Raw genomic sequence first — 16,950 nt, 5'->3', positions numbered from 1 at the left:
GAGAATGACCGCGGCCCGTACCCCGGTCGGCGGGGGTACGGGCCGTGACGCTTCCTGCGGAGTCAGGTGGTCGCGGGCTCCCTGGCCGCGGCGGCCACCGACATCGCGTGCTCCACGACGCCGATCAGGACCTCCTTGACGGACTGCCGCTCGCGGGCGTCGCACAGCAGCACGGGCACTTCGGGGTCGAGGTCGAGCGCCTGGCGCACGGCTTCGGCGGGGTAACGGGACGCTCCGTCGAAGCAGTTGACGCCGACGACGAAGGGTATGGAGCGCCGTTCGAAGTAGTCGACGGCGGCGAAGCAGTCCTCCAGGCGGCGGGTGTCGGCGAGGACCACGGCGCCGAGCGCCCCGGTGGCCAGCTCGTCCCAGAGGAACCAGAAGCGGTCCTGTCCCGGGGTGCCGAAGACGTAGAGCACCAGGTCCTCGCGGAGCGTGATGCGGCCGAAGTCCATGGCGACCGTGGTGGTGTGCTTGCCCGAGACGCCGCTGGTGTCGTCGACGGGGCGGCCCGCCTCGCTGAGCGGCTCCTCGGTGCGCAGCGGTTTGATCTCGCTGACCGCGCCGACGAGGGTCGTCTTGCCGACGCCGAACCCGCCTGCCACCAGGATCTTCAGCGTGACCGGCTCGACGGGGGCCTTGCCGCGCTCAGAACGCTTGAAGATCATCGCTCGCTTCTCCTGCATCAGTGGTGGCACGTGCGTCGGGGGTGTCACGTGCGTCTGTGGTGTCGCGCGGGGCCGGTCCGTATCCGCCACCGCCAGGGGTTTCGATCACGAGTACGTCGTCGGCGCCCAGGTCGGCCGAGTCGCTTCCGTCGAGCGCGAGCACGCCGCCGTCGGCGCGCTCCACGCGGCCCGTGCCGAGGGCTCCCGGGCTGCCGCCTGCCATGCCGTACGGCGCCACCCTGCGGTGCTGCGACAGCGTGGAGACGGTCATCGGCTCGCGGAAGCGGATGCGCCGTACGGCCCCGTCCCCGCCGCGCCACCGCCCTTCGCCGCCGCTGCCGTGCCGCACCGCGAACTCCTCCAGGAGCACGGGCAGCCGCCACTCGAGGACTTCGGGGTCGGTGAGCCGGGAGTTGGTCATATGGGTCTGGACGACGGACGCCCCGTCGAACCCGTCGCCGGCTCCGGATCCCGACGCCACGGTCTCGTAGTACTGGTGGCGGTCGTTGCCGAAGGTGACGTTGTTCATCGTGCCGGAGCCCTCGGCCTGGACGCCCAGGGCGCCGTACAGCGCCCCGGTGATCGCCTGTGAGGTCTCGACGTTTCCGGCGACGACGGCCGCCGGCGGTTCGGGGGCGAGCAGCGAGCCCGGCGGCACGACGATGCGCAGGGGGCGCAGACAGCCGTCGTTGAGCGGGATGTCCTCGGCCACCAGGGTGCGGAAGACGTACAGGACGGCTGCGTTGACCACCGCGAAGGGCGCGTTGAAGTTCGTGGCGAGCTGGGGCGACGTACCGGTGAAGTCGACGGTCGCCGAGCGGTTCTCGCGGTCGACCGTGACGCGGACCCGGATCACGGCTCCGGAGTCGGTTGGATAAGCGAACTCGCCCTCTTCGAGGGTGTCGATGACGCGGCGTACGGCCTCTTCGGCGTTGTCCTGGACGTGCCGCATGTACGCCTGGACCACGTCGAGCCCGAAGTTCTCGATCATGCGGGCGACTTCGTCGACGCCCTTCTGGTTGGCGGCGATCTGGGCGCGCAGGTCGGCGAGGTTGGTGGCCGGGTTGCGGGAGGGGTAGGGGGCGTCGGTGAGCAGGGCCAGGGTCTCGGCCTCGCGGAAGCGGCCGCCTTCCGCCAGCAGCCAGTTGTCGAAGAGGATGCCCTCCTCCTCGATGGTGCGGCTGTCGGCGGGCATGGAGCCGGGGGCGATGCCGCCGATCTCCGCGTGGTGCCCCCGGGAGGCCACGTAGAAGAGGATCCGCTCCCCCGGGGTGCCGTGTTCCCCCGGGGCGTCGAAGACCGGGGTGATGACGGTGACGTCGGGGAGGTGGGTGCCTCCGTGGTACGGGTCGTTGACGGCGTACGTGTCTCCGGGGCGCATGGTCGTGCCGCGGCGCCGGATGACCTCCTTCACGCTCGTCCCCATGGAGCCCAGGTGCACGGGGATGTGCGGGGCGTTGGCGACGAGATTGCCGTCCGGGTCGAAGAGCGCGCAGGAGAAGTCGAGCCGCTCCTTGATGTTGACCGACTGGGCCGTGGACTCCAGGCGGGCGCCCATCTGTTCGGCGATGGACATGAAGAGGTTGTTGAAGACTTCGAGGAGGACGGGGTCGGCCTCCGTGCTCACGGTGGAACCCTCGGGCTCCGCCACGCGTTCCATGACCAGGTGTCCTTCGTCGGTCATGGCCGCCTGCCAGCCGTCGTCCACGACCGTCGTGGCACTGGCCTCGGTGATGATCGCGGGTCCGGTGACGGTCTCCCCCGGCGGCAACTGCTCGCGGCGGTGCAGGAGTACGTCGCGCCAGGCGCCTCCCGTGTGCAGGCGGACGGTCTCCGGTGTGCCACGCCGGGCCTCGCCGGCGAGCACCGAGAGATCCGGCTGCTCGGTGACTCCGGTGGCCTCCACGGAGAGGGCCTCGACGACGACGGGCCGGTCCAGGGTGAAGGAGTAGGTGGTGCGGTGGCGGTCCTCGAAGGCACGGATCATGGCGTCCGGTTCGGCGAGCTGCACGGTGAGCGTGGTGTCGGTGCCGTCGTAGCGCAGTTGGGCACGGCGCGTGACGTGCACACGGTCCACGGGCACGTCCTCGGCGAGGAGTTCGGCGCGGGCCGCCTCCTCCAGGTCGTCGGCGGTCTTCAGGACGCGCGGCATCGCGGACGGCTCGAGGCGGACCTCCACGGACTGCTCGCGCATCGCCGTGGTGTCGGCGAGGCCGATGCCGAGCGCGGAGAGCACACCCGCCATCGGCGGTACGAGGACGGTGCGGATGCCCAGCGAGTCGGCGACCATGCATGCATGCTGGCCGCCCGCTCCGCCGAACGTCGTCAGGGCGTAGCGCGTGACGTCGTGGCCCTTCTGGACCGAGATGCGCTTGACGGCGCCCGCGATGTTGGCCACCGCGATCTGCAGATAGCCCTCGGCGACCTGCTCCGGGGTGCGGTCGTCGCCGGTGCGCTCCCGGATGTCGCGGGCCAGGGCGGCGAAGCGTTCGCGGACGAGCGATTCGTCGAGCGGCTGGTCGCCGTCCGGTCCGAACACGCTTGGGAAATGGGCGGGTTGGACACGGCCGAGCGCGACGTTCGCGTCGGTGACCGTGAGCGGTCCGCCGCCCCGGTAGCTCGCCGGGCCCGGCGTCGCGCCCGCCGAGTCGGGGCCCACGCGGTAGCGGCTGCCGTCGAAGTGCAGCACGGAGCCGCCGCCCGCGGCGACGGTGTGGATGTCCAGCATCGGCGCGCGAAGCCGCACCCCCGCGATCTGTGTGGTGAAGACCCGTTCGTACTCGCCCGCGTAGTGCGACACGTCCGTGGAGGTGCCGCCCATGTCGAAGCCGATGACCCGGTCGAAGCCCGCGCGCCGCGACATGCGGGCCATCCCGACGATGCCGCCGGCGGGACCGGACAGAATGGCGTCCTTGCCGCGGAACTGGCCTGCCTCCGTGAGGCCGCCGTTGGACTGCATGAACATCAGCCGCACGCCCCGCAGTTCGTCGGCGACCTGCTGGACGTAGCGGTGCAGTACGGGCGACAGATAGGCGTCGACGACGGCGGTGTCACCGCGCGGCACGAGCTTCATCAGCGGGCTCACCTCGCTGGAGAGCGAGACCTGGGGGAAGCCGGTCCGCGCGGCGAGTTCGCCGATCGCCCGCTCGTGCGCGGGATACAGATGGCTGTGCAGGCAGACGACGGCCACGGAGCGGATCCCGTCGTCGTACGCCTTCTGGAGCGGTCCCGCGAGGGCCTCCAGGTCGGGCGCGCGCAGCACGTCGCCGTCTGCGGTGACGCGTTCGTCGACCTCGATCACCCGCTCGTGCAGCGAGGCGGGCAGGACGATCTCGCGCGCGAAGATGTGCGGACGGTTCTGGTACGCGATGCGCAGGGCGTCGCCGAAGCCGCGGGTGATGATCAGGGCGGTGGGCTCGCCCTTGCGCTCCAGGAGGGCGTTGGTGGCGACGGTGGTCCCCATGCGGACGGCCTCCACAGGCGCGCCGGGGGTGTCGGCGAGGAGTTCACGGATCCCCGCGACGGCCGCGTCTGCGTACCGCGCGGGGTTGTCCGACAGGAGCTTGTGGGTGAGCAGCCGGCCATCCGGACGCCGCGCGACGATGTCGGTGAAGGTGCCGCCCCTGTCGACCCAGAACTGCCAGCCAGTCACGTCTCACTCCCCGCTTCCGCGCTGTTCAGAGCGCCCGGAGGCCGTTGATCACGTCGCGCAGAATACTCTCGTCGGGCAGTTCCGCGGGGGGTACGGGACGTGTCACGTGCACCAGTTCGTCGTCGACGAGATCGCCGATGAGGACCCGGATCACGCCGATGGGAAGGTCGAGTTCGGCCGCCAGTTCGGCGACCGACTGAGGGCTGTCACGGCAGAGCCCGACGATGTCCACATGCTCCGGGGACAGCGTCTGGTCCGTCTCCGGGTCGTCGGCCCTGGCCTCGGCTATGACGACCGCGATCAGGTCGAGGCGGTGCTGGGCCGGACTGGTGGTGCGGCCGCGTGTCATGGCGTACGGACGCACCACGGGCCCGGCGTCGTCGTCGAACCAGCGATGCGTCCCCTGCGTCCCCTGACCGTCTTCGCTCATGCCCTCCCGCTACCCTCCCGTGGGCAGGTCGGTGCGCGGCGCCGTACCCAGATGCACACCCACCCTCTTGACCAGCAGCGTCATTTCGTACGCGACCAGACCGACGTCGGAGTCCGCGTCCGAGAGGACGGCGAGACAGCTGCCGTCGCCCGCGGCCGTGACGAAGAGGAAGGCGTCGTCGAGCTCCACCACGGTCTGGCGGACCCTGCCCGCCTCGAAGTGGCGTCCGACGCCCTTGGCGAGGCTGTGGAACCCCGAGGCGACGGCCGCGAGATGCTCGCTGTCCTCCCTGGTCAGGTCCTTCGATACGCCGGTCGGCAGGCCGTCGCCGGAGAGCACGAGCGCCTTGCGGATGCTGGCGACCCGCTGCACCAGGTCGTCGAGGAGCCAGTTCAGCTCTCCCGATCCCCCGGGCATGGCGATGCGTGCGTCGGCCTTCGGTGCGGTCATCGACCGTCCCCCTCAGATGTCGTTCCTGGTGCTGTGCCGTCGGAGGCGTCGTCGCCCGCGGCGTTCTCTTCACGGCCGCGCTGCCAGCCACGCTGGAGCGATGCCATCCGGCTGCGTACCTCGTCGGCGTCACGCTCCTGCGGCCTGGTCGCGGCCGTCGGTGCGCGCTCCGGGCGCTGGTCGGGACCGTCCTTCAGTTGAGGCGCGAGGTTGGCCTGGCGGACGCGCCGGGGCAGTCCGCCGAGGGCTTGGGGGGGCACTTGTCCGGCGTCGGGTGACGTCGCGGTGCGCTCGGGGGTCTCCGTGGACGTCGCGGTGCGCTCCGGGGTCTCCGTGCGCCGGCTGCGCCTGGGGAGCTCCGGCTGCGCTTGGTCGGACGCGGTGACGTCGCGGTGCGGGGGCGACAGGTCGGGCCAGGCGGACTGCTGTTCGGGGCGGCGAGGCAGATCCACGGCGTCCGTCGCGGTACGGGAGCGCCGCCGGCTCGGCAGCTCAGGAACGACCGCCTCGGGGCCGCCTTCGGCGTCGGAGCCGCTGTCCCGTACCGGGAGATCGGCGTTCACGGCACCGCCCTGGGGACGTCCCACGGGGGTGTTCTCCACCGCGATGCCGCCCTGGGGGCGGCCCACCGGGCTCTCGGGGGCCGCTTCGTCCTCCGCGGCCGTGCCCCGGTTCCTGGTGTGCGTCACGGGGCGGCCGTGCGAGGAGACCAGCTTCGGGGTCCTGCGGCGGGGCAGCGGCACCGGATCGGTGGGGTGGCCCTCGTCCGCGGGGTCGTCGTCCGGGGACGAGTCGTCGGGGCGTACGGATTCGCGCTGGCCGGCCTCCCGCTCGTCGCGGGCCTGCTGGTGCTGCTCGTCCCCGGGGACCCCGGCGACGCGGCGGCGCGGGCGGAAGAGGCCGCCGCGCTCGCTGTCCTCGTCCCCCAGGGCGCCGGGGAAGCCGTCGAGGTCCGCCATGCCGACGGGCGCCTCCAGCTCGACGGGACCGTCGAGGACGGACGCGGGCAACCCGGGCAGCTGGACGGGCACTTGACCGAGGGCCGCCGCCTTGTCCCCCGCCTTGTCGCGGTTCACGGCGTCCTTGGCCTGCGGCCGGTCGAGCCGGAATCCGATGCCGTTCGTGTCCGGTACGTCGTCCGTGAGCAGCGTCTCGGGGATGAACACGACGGCGGTGGTCCCGCCGTACGGAGAGGGCTGCAGGGAGACGCGTACGCGCTGTCGCTGCGCGAGGCGGCTCACTACGAAGAGGCCGAGCCTGTCGGTGTCGGAGAGTTCGAACTCCGGGGTCTCGGCGAGGCGGAGGTTGGCGTCCAGGAGTGCGTCGGCGGCCATGCCGAGCCCCCGGTCGTGGATCTCCAGGGTGAAGCCGTTGGCGACGTGCTCCCCGAGGACCTGCACCGCGGTGTGCGGGGGCGAGAACACCGTGGCGTTCTCCAGGAGTTCGGCCATCAGGTGGGTGAGGTCGGCGACCGCGGGGCCGGTGACGGCGATGCGCGGCAGGCGGCGCACCTCGATGCGTTCGTAGTCCTCGACCTCGGCGACGGCCGCGCGGACGACGTCCATGAGCTGGACGGGCTTGCGCCACTGCCGCGAGGGGGCGGCGCCGGAGAGGATCACGAGACCCTCGGCGTGCCGCCGCATACGGGTCGTCAGGTGGTCGAGGCGGAAGAGGTCCGCGAGTTCGTCCGTGTCCTCGGTCCTGCGCTCCATCGTGTCGAGCAGGGTGAGCTGCTTGTGCAGGAGCACCTGGCTGCGCCGTGCGAGGTTGACGAACACCTCGGAGACGCCGCGGCGCAGGTCGGCCTGTTTCACGGTGGCCTCGACCGCGGCGCGCTGCAGGGTGTTGAGCGCCTGGCCGACCTGGCCGATCTCGTCCTTCTCGTACGTCAGACGGGGCGCCTCGGTCTCCACGTCGACCTGTTCGCCGGCCGCGAGGCGGCGCAGCACGCCGGGCAGCCGGACGCCGGACGCCTCGTGGGCCTCCAGGCGCAGTCGGCGCAGGTCACGGATGAGGCTGCGGCCGATGCGCAGGGACATGAAGACCGAGAACAGCAGCGCGAGCAGACCGAACACGCCGGCCACGGCGACCCGGATGATCACGCCGACGGCCACCGGCTCGACGCGGTCCTGAAGGCGGTCGCTCGCCGCGTCGCCGCGTTCGGCGAGGTCCTTGAGCGCCTTGCCCGCCGCGGCGTCCCAGCGCGCCGAAGTGACCACGCGCGGCGTGCCGGCCGCGGACTCGGCCACGGCCTTCTCGGCGGCCCGCAGCTGGGTCGTCTCGGCGCCGTTCCAGTAGCGCTCGTAGTGGCCGCGCTCGTCCTCGGGCAGCTGGCCGAGGCTGACCTCGTACAGCAGCGTGCGCTGGGCCCGCAGGTCGGCGATCTCCCGGATCTCGGACTTGGTGATGCGGCGGGCCACGAGCGCGGAGCCGAGCAACGCGTCCTCGCGGGAGAGCAGTTCACGCGCGCGTGCCACTCCGACGAGAGCGCGGCCCTGCCGGTCGAGCTTCGCGTCGTCGAGGCCCTGGAGGGTCATCAGGAAGCCGTAGCAGGGGTCGATCAGCTTCGTGTACATCTTGAGCGCGCCGGCGCGGGTGATGGTGCCCTCTTCGACCGTGCGGCGCAGCGACTCGATGCCGTCGAAGGCGTCGAGGATCGAGGCGAGCCGGTCGGCGGACTGTCCGGACACCGCGTCGCGCACGTCCGGGTCCTTGGCCCGCTGCTTCACCTGGGCGACCATGTCGTCGGTGGCGGCGCGGCTGCGGCGCAGCGCGGCGAGCGCGTCGGAGGCCCGGGGGTCGGCGAGATAGACGAGGGTCTGGCGGCGCTCCTGCTGGACGACCTGGGCGGTGTCGTCGACCGGGTAGCCGATCGTGTCGACGAGGTTCGCGACGTCGATCAGGTTCTTGGCCGACTGACCGGTGACGTAGGTGGCGAAGCCCCACAACGCGGTCAGCGAAATGAGCGGCACCAGCAGCAATGCCACGATCTTCCGGCGGATGGACTTCCCGCGAAAGCGCATGGCCTCCCCCAGATCGGCCCCCTGCGGCCGCGCTATGGCCAGGGGCACACATGTGCGTCAACAAACGGCGTGAGCCTACTACCGACCCAGGGGCAACTCGAAGGCACGTCCGGACGGATTTCAGCCGTGACGCGAAAGAGGCGTCCGAAGTTGTCCCTCCATTACGGGAGATTGCATCCCGCGTGTGGCACATGCCGCTGGGCACAATCCCCGTGCGGATGTGCCCAGTTGGCCGGATCTCTTCGCTTTGCCGAAGCCGTTCGGGAATCTTCCGGGGCGCTCGTTCGTCTGTCAGTAAGGGAGTTGGGGACAGCGTGCGCCGAGACCGCATGCCGTGCCGAGGTGGCGTAAAGCCGAGTATTTCGGGCAGCCACCGAGGGGCCGGGTCCGATGACATCTCAGCGAGTGGGCCACGGGGCACAGGCGGGGCGGCGGGGGGAGTGACGAGTTGATGGGCACGGCGGAGCGCCAGCGGGCGCCTGAGCAGCAGCACGGCGGGCGTCGGGACGACGCGACTTCGGAGCGGTCGTACGGCGAGGCTTCGGAGGAGTCGTACGTCGAGACATCCGGGGAGTCGTACGGCGCGGCTGCGGAGGAGTCATACGACGCGGTCGGTGATGACGGCGAGCGTCGCAGGGGGTTGTGGATCGAGGAGCCGGCACGCAGGCGGCGGCTGCCGGATCCGGTGCGTACGGCCGCCGTGCGCGCCGTCATCATCGTGTCGCTGACGTTGATACAGGCGATGATCGCGTTCCTGAGCGCGGTGGCGGGATCCTGGCTGTCCTTCCCGATGGTGCTCAGCAGCGTGGCCAGCACCGTGGTCGCCACCTGGGGCGTGCTCGACGTATGGGTGACACGGCAGGTGTACAACCAGCGGCACGGAGTGGTGTCGGTGCCGAGCAGCACGGCACGCAGGCTGCGGCGTGAGCGGCGCCGTGCCCGGAGGCAGGCGCGGGCCGCCGAGCGCGGCAAGGAGCGCATACGGAGTCGGGGCGGGGCGGGGCAGCTGTCCCATTCCTGAGCTGTCCCATTCCTGTGGGGGCGAAGGGGCGAGGGCCGCCCCTCAGCCGCTCACACCCCGGCAGGCACCCCCGCCGGCTCCGCGGCGGCCGCCGCCAGTGCGCGTCGCATCCGCATGAACGGGCGTGGCCGGTCGACGGCGAGGACCGCCGTGGTCCGCCCCTCCCGCTCGTACGCGACGAGGAAGCCACCCTCGTCCGGCGAGCCCTCGACCAGGCGCACGGTGTCGTCGGCCTGCCGCAGGCCCGCGAACTGGATGCGGGAGCCGTACTGGTCGGACCAGAAGTACGGCAGCGGGCGGACCGTTTCGACGGTGCTCGCGGCCAGCAGATTGCGTACGGCGACGCGGGGTTGCTCGGTGGCGCTCGTCCAGTGCTCGGCGCGCTTGCCGCCGACGCGGGCCACGTCACCCACGGCGACCACGTGCGGCAGCCCGGTGACACAGCCGTCGTCGCAGAGGACCCCGTCGTCCAGGGCGAGGGTCGAGCCCGCGAGCCAGCCGGTGTTGGGGGTGGCCCCGATGCCGACGACGACCACGTCGGCGGGGAGCAGCCTGCCGTCGGACAGCTCCACCGCGCGGACGGCGGTGTCGCCGCGCAATGCCGCCACGCCCGTGCCGGTCAGCAGCGTCGCGCCGCCGCGTGCGTGCAGTCCCGCGCACACAGCGGCCAGCTCCGGGCCCAGTTGCGGGAGCAGCGGCAGCGGAGCGGCCTCGACGACCGTCACGTCGTGCCCGAGCGCCACGCACGAGGACGCGGTCTCGGCGCCGATGAATCCGCCGCCGATCACGACGACCCGCTGCGGTCCTGTCGCCAGTTCGGCGCGCAGGGCGCGGGCGTCGTCCAGCGTGCGCAGGGTGTGCACGCCCGCGAGGCCGGGCCCCGGCAGGCGGCGGGCGGACGCCCCGGTGGCGATGACCACGCCGTCGCTCGGGATGGTCCTGCCGTCGTCGAGGAGGACGGTGCGGCCGCGCGGGTCGAGGCCGCGGGCGCGCGTCCCGAGCAGCCACTCGGCGGCGAGCTCGGCCGTCTCCTCGCCGTCGGTGAGGGCCAGTTGGGCCTCGCCCGACCTGCCGGTGAGGAAGTCCTTGGAGAGCGGGGGCCTGTCGTACGGCTGGTGCGGCTCGTCGCCGACGATCACGAGCCGGCCGTCGAATCCCTGGGCGCGCAGCTCACGCGCCGCGTAGAGCCCGGCGAGCGAGGCGCCCACCACGGTGATGGTCCTCATGCGGCGGAGCCCTCCTCGGCTGCCAGATGGACATGGATCGTTCCGTCGTCGACGCTCACCCGGTGGGTGCGCACGGCGCGGCGTGCGGGCAGGCAGGTCGGCCGCCCGGTACGGAGATCGAATGAGGCGGCGTGCAGTGGGCATTCGACCAGACAGCCTTCGAGCCACCCCTCGGAGAGAGAGGCGTCCTGGTGGCTGCAGGTGTCGTCGATGGCGTAGATCTCGCCCTCGGCGTTGAACACCGCGATGGGCGGTGTGGTGTCGACACGGACGGATTCGCCCACGGGGAGGTCTTCAAGGCGGCAGACGGGAATCATGGGCCCCCCTCTCTTGATCTCTCTCGTAGATCTCGCTGGCCCGGTCCTGAGACCTTCTCGGTACAGGACCCTTCGGTAACATGATGTTTCACATGGCGCACGAGGGAGCGCTATGCGCAACAGAATCCGGGCGGGACGCCCACCGCGTCAAGGGCTTCCCGCAGATGCGGCTTCAAGAGGCCGCAAGGTGGTGAGAGTTGAGATATGACCCGCACGCGGAAACAGCCTGATCAGAACGAGGAGCCGCCCGAGAACGAGCCCGGGGAGTCACGCGAGAAGCAGCAGAAGGCGGCGCCCGGGTCCGTCCAGTCCGTGGACCGCGCCGTGAGCGTCCTGGAGATACTCGCCCGGCTCGGCGAGGCCGGGGTCACCGAGATCGCCGACGAGCTGGGGGTGCACAAGTCGACGGCGTTCCGGCTGCTCGGCGTCCTGGAGAACCGCGGTCTGGTCGGCCAGGCGAAGGACCGCGGGAAGTACTTCCTGGGCGCCGGCGTACTGCGCCTCGCGGGGGCGGCGGCAGTGCGCCTGGACATCTCCCAGGAGGGCGGCCCGGTCTGCCGTGAACTCGCCGACGAGCTGGGCGAAACGGTCAACATCGCGATCCTCGACGACGACGCCGCGGTCAACATCATGCAGGCCCGCGGCCCGGCCTCCGTGACCGCGCAGAACTGGCTGGGCAGACGCACTCCGCTGCACGCCACGTCCAGCGGCAAGATCCTCCTGGCCCACCTGCCGACGACGCTGCGCGAGGGGCTTGTCGCCCGTACGCTGCCACGCCTGACCGAGCACACGGTCACCGGCACGGTGGCGCTGCGCGGCGAGCTGGAGACCGTCGTCGAGCAGGGGTACGCGATCGCCGTGGAGGAGCTGGAGGTGGGCCTGGCCGCCGTCGCCGCCCCGGTGCGCGCGCACGACGGCAAGGTCATCGGGGCGCTCAGCGCGTCGGGGCCGGTGTACCGCCTGACCGACGAACGGCTGACCGAGCTCGCCAAGCGCACGGTCGTCGCGGCGGTGGAGCTCTCGCGGCGGATGGGCTACGGCTTCTGAGGGACCCGCACTGGACACGGAGGACGAGGGCGGAACCGGGGATTCCTGGTTCCGCCCTCGTCGCGTTTCCGCACGTGTCCTCGCTGCATTCCCACATGTGCCCTCGCCGCGTTTCCGCACGCGCCCTCCCCGCATCTCCGCACGCGCCCTCGCCGCGTTTTCGCACGCGCCCTCCCCGCGTTTCGGCACAAGCACCGTCGCGTTCCCGCACGCGCCCCCGTCGCGAATCCGCATCCGCCCCGGTCGCGTGTCGATCGTGTTTCGCCGTGCCCAGCCGATTTGCCAAGGCTTAACTCCCACCCCTTGACGGCCTCTTGATGGCGTTCCCACTATGTCTCTCATAGCGCAACCCGTCGTGCAGTGCGCAACAGCAGAGGAGCCTGGCCGTGCCACACGAGGTCCGTGCCGTCGTCGCCGTGAAGAAGGGCGCACCCGTCGAGGTGCAGACGATCGTCGTGCCAGATCCCGGACCGGGAGAGGTACTCGTCTCCGTGCAGGCCTGCGGGGTCTGCCACACGGATCTGCACTACCGGGAGGGCGCGATCAACGACGACTTCCCGTTCCTGCTCGGCCATGAGGCAGCCGGCACCATCGAGGCGGTCGGCGACGACGTCACCGATCTCCGCCCCGGCGACTACGTGGTCATCGCCTGGCGCGCCCCCTGCGGAGCCTGCCGCTCCTGTCTGCGCGGCCGCCCCTGGTACTGCTTCGACTCGCGCAACGCCGCCCAGCCGATGACCCTCCTGGACGGCACCCCCCTCAGCCCCGCCCTCGGCATCGGCGCCTTCGCCGAGAAGACCCTGGTCGCCGCCGGGCAGGCGGTGAAGGTCGACCCGGCGGCCCGCCCCGAGGCCGCCGGGCTCATCGGCTGCGGCGTGATGGCCGGGTACGGGGCCGCCGTGAACACCGGCCGGGTCGGCCGCGGCGACACCGTGGCCGTCATCGGCTGCGGCGGGGTCGGCAACGCCGCGATCGCCGGCGCCTCGCTGGCCGGGGCGCGCCGCGTCATCGCCGTGGACATCGACGAGGGCAAGCTCGACGGCGCGACCCGGTTCGGCGCCACGCACACCGTCAACTCCCGCGGCACGGATCCGGTCGACGCGGTGCGCGAGCTGACCGGCGGCTTCGGCGTCGACGTCGCGATCGACGCGGTCGGCCGCCCGGAGACGTACAAACAGGCCTTCTACATGCGCGATCACGCGGGTGTGCTCGTCCAGGTCGGCGTGCCCGACCCGGAGATGTCGATCGACCTGCCGCTGATCGACCTGTTCTCGCGCGGCGGCGCCCTCAAGTCCTCCTGGTACGGCGACTGTCTGCCGAGCCGTGACTTCCCGATCCTCATCGACCAGTACCTCAGCCGCAGGCTCGACCTCGGCGGATTCGTCTCCGAGACCATCGCTCTCGACCAGGTCGAGGAGGCGTTCGGCAGGATGCGGCGCGGCGAGGTCCTGCGTTCGGTGGTGGTCCTGTGACCACGCAGACCACAGCTCCCCGCGTAGTCGTCATCGGCGCCGGCATCGTCGGCTGCTCCCTCGCCGACGAGCTGACCGCCCGCGGCTGGACCGATGTCACCGTCCTCGAACAGGGGCCGCTGCCCGCCCCCGGCGGCTCCACGTCGCACGCCCCCGGGCTCGTCTTCCAGACGGGGCCGTCCAAGACGCTGACCGCCTTCGCGACGTACACGGTCCAGAAGTTCGGGTCCCTCGAAGTGGACGGCCTCTCCTGCTTCAACCCGGTCGGCGGCCTCGAACTCGCCACCACCGACGCACGCTGGGCCGACCTGCACCGCAAGGCCGGATACGCCGCGTCCTGGGGGATCCGAGCGGAACTGGTCTCGCCCGCGCGGTGCAAGGAGATGTGGCCGCTCATCGACGAGAGCCGGGTCATCGGCGGTCTGCACACCCCCGACGACGGGCTCGCCCGCGCCGTGCTCGCCTGCCGCGCGCAGATCGAGCGGGCACGCGCGCGTGGAGCCCGTTTTCTCGACCGGCACACCGTCACGGGCATCGAGCGGGAGGACGGCCCCAACGGCCCCACAGGTGGCCGCGTCACCGCCGTCGTCACCGACCGGGGCACCTTTCCCGCCGACCACGTGGTGTCGGCCGCCGGCTTCTGGGGCCCGGTGATCGGGCGGATGGCCGGGATCGACATACCGCTGCTCCCCCTCGCGCACCAGTACGCGAAGACGGAGCCGCTGCCCGCGCTCGCGGGCGTCAACGACCCCCGCACGGAGGCGTCGAGGCCGATCCTGCGCTTCCAGGACCGCGATCTGTACTTCCGTGAGCACACCGACCGCATCGGCATCGGCTCCTATGCCCACCGGCCGCTGCCCGTCGACGCGTTCACCGTCCCGGCGTACGACGACGCCGATGAGATGCCGTCCTCGTATCCCTTCACCGAGGAGGACTTCGCGCCGAGCTGGGAGGACTGCCGTTGGCTGCTGCCGGCGCTGCGCGACACCGACGTCGCCGAGGGCTTCAACGGCGTCTTCTCCTTCACGCCGGACGGCATGCCGGTGCTCGGCGAATCCCGTGCGCTGCGCGGATTCTGGCTGGCCGAGGCGGTGTGGGTGACGCACTCCGCGGGGGTCGCGAAGGCCGTCGCGGAGTGGATGGTCGACGGACGGCCCTCCATCGACGTACACGACTGTGATCTCACCCGCTTCGAGGACGCCCAGCGCTCGCCCGCGTACGTCGCCGACCGGGGCGCACAGCAGTTCGTCGAGGTGTACGACGTCATCCATCCGCTGCAGCCGATGGAGCAGCCCCGGCCGCTGCGGGTCAGTCCCTTCTACGCCCGTCAGCAGGAGCTCGGCGCGGTCTTCCTGGAGGGCGGCGGCTGGGAGCGTCCGCACTGGTACGAGGCGAACGCCCCGCTCGCCGCGGGCGTCGAGGTGCCCGAGCGCGACGCCTGGTCGGCCCGCCACTGGTCGCCGATCGCGGCCGCCGAAGCGAAGGCCACGCGCGAGAAGGTCGCCCTCTACGACATGACGCCGCTGCGCCGCCTTGAGGTGTCAGGGCCCGGCGCGCTCGACTTCCTGCAGCGCATGACCTCCAACAACCTGGCCAAGAAGCCCGGTTCGGTGACGTACACGCTGCTCCTGGACGAGGCGGGCGGCATCCGGTCCGACCTCACCGTGGCCCGCCTCGCGCCCGACCGCTTCCAGGTGGGCGCCAACTCCCCCGCCGACCTGGACTGGCTGCTTCGCCACGCCCCGGACGGCGTCCACCTGCGGGACATCACTTCGGGCACCTGTTGCATCGGCGTCTGGGGGCCGCTCGCCCGCGAGCTCGTCCAGCCGCTCACCCGCGACGACTTCTCACACGAGGGGTTCGGCTACTTCAAGGCCAAGGAGACCTACATCGGGCATGTCCCGGTGACGGCGATGCGCCTGTCGTACGTCGGCGAGCTGGGCTGGGAGCTGTACACCGGCGCCGACACCGGGCTCCGGCTCTGGGACACGCTCTGGGAGGCAGGGCAGCGGCACGGCGTGATCGCCGCGGGACGGTCCGCGTTCAACAGCCTGCGCCTGGAGAAGGGTTACCGCGCCTGGGGCCATGACATGACCACCGAGCACGACCCGTTCGAGGCGGGCGTCGGCTTCGCCGTCCGGATGAACAAGGGCGATTTCGTGGGGCGTGCGGCCCTGGAGGCGAAGGGGACCCCGGAGCGCAGGCTCACCGCGCTGCTGCTCGACGACCCGGCCGCCGTCGTCCTCGGCAAGGAGCCCGTGTCCATCGACGGGGCCGGTGTCCCCGCCGGGTATGTCACCAGTGCCTCGTACGGCTACACGCTGGGCCGTTGCGTCGCGTACGCCTGGCTGCCGCCCCTGGAGGCGGGAACGGCGACGCACATCGAGTACTTCGGCGAGAAGGTTCCCGCGACCGTCGCCGAGGAGCCGCTGTTCGACCCGAAGATGACCCGCATCCGCCGCTGATCGCCTGTCCGCCGTTGGAGGAGTACGCCACCGTGACGACGACCCCCATCTCCGACAGCCTCGTCTCGACGCTGCCGGGCCACTTCTACACGGATCCGGAGATCTTCCGGCAGGAACAGGAACGCGTCTTCGAGTCCCTCTGGTTCTGCGCGGTGCGCTCCGCCGACCTCGACAAGCCCGGCGCCTTCCGCACCGTCCAGATCGGCCGCGAGAGCGTCCTGGTCACCCGGTCCCGCTCCGGGGAGCTGCGGGCCTTCCTGAACATCTGCCGGCACCGCGGCGCGCGGCTCTGCACCCAGGAGTCGGGCGAGGTGCGCCGCAACCTGCAATGCCCGTACCACGCATGGACGTACGACCTCGACGGCAGGCTGATCGCCGCGCCCAACCTGGTGAAGATGCCCGACGTCGACCGCACCGCGTACGGCCTGGTCAAGGTCGCGCTACGGGAATGGCTCGGCTACGCCTGGGTGTGCCTGGCCGATGAGCCGCCCTCCTTCGAGGAGAGCGTCGTCGGGGCGGCGGTGGAGCGGCTCGGCGACGCGGCGTCCATCGAGCGGTACGGGACCGAAGGGCTCGCCCTCGGCAAGCGCATCACCTACGACGTGCGCGCCAACTGGAAGCTCATCGTCGAGAACTTCATGGAGTGCTATCACTGCGCGACCATCCACCCCGAACTGACCGAGGTCCTGCCGGAGTTCGCCGACGGGTTCGCCGCCCAGTACTACGTCGGGCACGGCGCCTCGTTCGGCGACGAGGTCAGCGGCTTCACCGTCGACGGCAGCGCGGGCTTCGGCCGACTGCCCGCGGTCGCCGACGACCAGGACCGCCGCTACTACGCGATCACCATCAAGCCGACCGTCTTCGTCAACCTCGTCCCCGACCATGTGATCCTGCACCGGATGTTCCCCCTCGCCGAGGACCGCACGGTCGTCGAGTGCGACTGGCTGTACGCACCCGACGTCGTCGCCTCGGGCGCCGACCTCGGCAAGTCCGTAGAGCTCTTCCACCGGGTCAACGAACAGGACTTCGCGGCCTGCGAGCGCACCCAGCCCGCGATGGCGTCACGCGCCTATCGCGGGGGCGGGGTGCTGGTGCCGACCGAGCATCACATCGGGATCTTCCATCAGTGGCTGGCCGAGCGGCTGTCCCAGGAAGTCGTCCTGCCCTAGGAAGTCGTCC

General features: G+C 71.5%; 12 protein-coding genes. 5 read left to right on the top strand and 7 right to left on the bottom strand.

The genetic code is table 11. The annotated features are described in order from the left end of the window. Window positions 1-62: 62 nt before the first annotated feature. From AB0G47_RS40130 to AB0G47_RS40110, 5 genes are read right to left on the bottom strand one after another with little or no spacing between them, the layout of a single operon-like run. Window positions 63-668, bottom strand: coding sequence for an ATP/GTP-binding protein (locus AB0G47_RS40130; protein WP_360780828.1), 606 nt, complete (start codon window positions 666-668; stop codon window positions 63-65). Next, window positions 649-4,320, bottom strand: a complete 3,672-nt coding sequence (locus tag AB0G47_RS40125) for a hydantoinase B/oxoprolinase family protein (protein WP_360780825.1) — start codon at window positions 4,318-4,320, stop codon at window positions 649-651. The genes AB0G47_RS40130 and AB0G47_RS40125 overlap by 20 nt, the downstream gene beginning before the upstream one ends. Window positions 4,321-4,345: 25 nt before the next feature. Beyond that, entirely contained in the window at window positions 4,346-4,750 is a 405-nt protein-coding gene (locus AB0G47_RS40120) for a DUF742 domain-containing protein (RefSeq protein WP_360780822.1), read from the bottom strand. Window positions 4,751-4,759: 9 nt separating this feature from the next. Then, window positions 4,760-5,200, bottom strand: a complete 441-nt coding sequence (locus AB0G47_RS40115) for a roadblock/LC7 domain-containing protein (protein ID WP_360780819.1) — start codon at window positions 5,198-5,200, stop codon at window positions 4,760-4,762. After that, window positions 5,197-8,223, bottom strand: coding sequence for a nitrate- and nitrite sensing domain-containing protein (locus AB0G47_RS40110; protein ID WP_360780816.1), 3,027 nt, complete (start codon window positions 8,221-8,223; stop codon window positions 5,197-5,199). The genes AB0G47_RS40115 and AB0G47_RS40110 overlap by 4 nt, the downstream gene beginning before the upstream one ends. Window positions 8,224-8,674: 451 nt before the next feature. Between AB0G47_RS40110 and AB0G47_RS40105 the strand changes: the two genes are divergently transcribed. Beyond that, window positions 8,675-9,244 (top strand): hypothetical protein, encoded by a 570-nt coding sequence (locus AB0G47_RS40105; protein WP_360780813.1) that lies wholly within the window; start codon window positions 8,675-8,677, stop codon window positions 9,242-9,244. Window positions 9,245-9,294: 50 nt separating this feature from the next. On the opposite strand, the gene AB0G47_RS40100 is transcribed toward AB0G47_RS40105, so the two are convergent. Together AB0G47_RS40100 and AB0G47_RS40095 are read right to left on the bottom strand one after the other, a co-directional pair. Beyond that, complete coding sequence (locus tag AB0G47_RS40100; RefSeq protein WP_360780810.1) at window positions 9,295-10,470, bottom strand: FAD-dependent oxidoreductase; 1,176 nt, start codon at window positions 10,468-10,470, stop codon at window positions 9,295-9,297. Further along, window positions 10,467-10,787: a bifunctional 3-phenylpropionate/cinnamic acid dioxygenase ferredoxin subunit gene (locus AB0G47_RS40095; protein WP_360780807.1), complete on the bottom strand. Its 321-nt coding sequence runs from the start codon at window positions 10,785-10,787 to the stop codon at window positions 10,467-10,469. Before AB0G47_RS40095 ends, AB0G47_RS40100 begins: the two co-directional genes overlap by 4 nt. A 204-nt stretch (window positions 10,788-10,991) precedes the next feature. On the opposite strand from AB0G47_RS40095, the gene AB0G47_RS40090 reads away from it, so the two are divergent. From AB0G47_RS40090 to AB0G47_RS40075, 4 genes are all read left to right on the top strand, one after another. Further along, window positions 10,992-11,834, top strand: coding sequence for an IclR family transcriptional regulator (locus tag AB0G47_RS40090; protein ID WP_360780804.1), 843 nt, complete (start codon window positions 10,992-10,994; stop codon window positions 11,832-11,834). Between the two features lie 386 nt (window positions 11,835-12,220). Then, window positions 12,221-13,306 (top strand): S-(hydroxymethyl)mycothiol dehydrogenase, encoded by a 1,086-nt coding sequence (locus AB0G47_RS40085; RefSeq protein ID WP_360780800.1) that lies wholly within the window; start codon window positions 12,221-12,223, stop codon window positions 13,304-13,306. Further along, window positions 13,303-15,771, top strand: coding sequence for an FAD-dependent oxidoreductase (locus AB0G47_RS40080; protein WP_360780797.1), 2,469 nt, complete (start codon window positions 13,303-13,305; stop codon window positions 15,769-15,771). Before AB0G47_RS40085 ends, AB0G47_RS40080 begins: the two co-directional genes overlap by 4 nt. 32 nt (window positions 15,772-15,803) lie before the next feature. After that, the gene (locus AB0G47_RS40075) at window positions 15,804-16,940 is read left to right on the top strand and encodes an aromatic ring-hydroxylating dioxygenase subunit alpha (RefSeq protein WP_360780794.1); all 1,137 of its coding nucleotides are present in this window, start codon (window positions 15,804-15,806) and stop codon (window positions 16,938-16,940) included. The last annotated feature ends 10 nt before the right edge of the window (window positions 16,941-16,950 follow it).

It is taken from the genome of Streptomyces sp. NPDC021622 (assembly GCF_040640795.1).
Lineage (GTDB): Bacteria > Actinomycetota > Actinomycetes > Streptomycetales > Streptomycetaceae > Streptomyces.
The sequence above is the reverse complement of the archived record's forward strand: the minus strand, read 5'-3'. Positions and strand labels throughout refer to the sequence as shown.

Excerpts from the sequence above, each read along its gene's own strand:
- AB0G47_RS40130 (WP_360780828.1), bottom strand. The coding sequence starts at position 668 with ATGATCTTCAAGCGTTCTGAGCGCGGCAAGGCCCCCGTCGAGCCGGTC.
- AB0G47_RS40120 (WP_360780822.1), bottom strand. The coding sequence starts at position 4,750 with ATGAGCGAAGACGGTCAGGGGACGCAGGGGACGCATCGCTGGTTCGAC.
- AB0G47_RS40115 (WP_360780819.1), bottom strand. The coding sequence starts at position 5,200 with ATGACCGCACCGAAGGCCGACGCACGCATCGCCATGCCCGGGGGATCG.
- AB0G47_RS40110 (WP_360780816.1), bottom strand. The coding sequence starts at position 8,223 with ATGCGCTTTCGCGGGAAGTCCATCCGCCGGAAGATCGTGGCATTGCTG.
- AB0G47_RS40105 (WP_360780813.1), top strand. The coding sequence starts at position 8,675 with ATGGGCACGGCGGAGCGCCAGCGGGCGCCTGAGCAGCAGCACGGCGGG.
- AB0G47_RS40100 (WP_360780810.1), bottom strand. The coding sequence starts at position 10,470 with ATGAGGACCATCACCGTGGTGGGCGCCTCGCTCGCCGGGCTCTACGCG.
- AB0G47_RS40095 (WP_360780807.1), bottom strand. The coding sequence starts at position 10,787 with ATGATTCCCGTCTGCCGCCTTGAAGACCTCCCCGTGGGCGAATCCGTC.
- AB0G47_RS40090 (WP_360780804.1), top strand. The coding sequence starts at position 10,992 with ATGACCCGCACGCGGAAACAGCCTGATCAGAACGAGGAGCCGCCCGAG.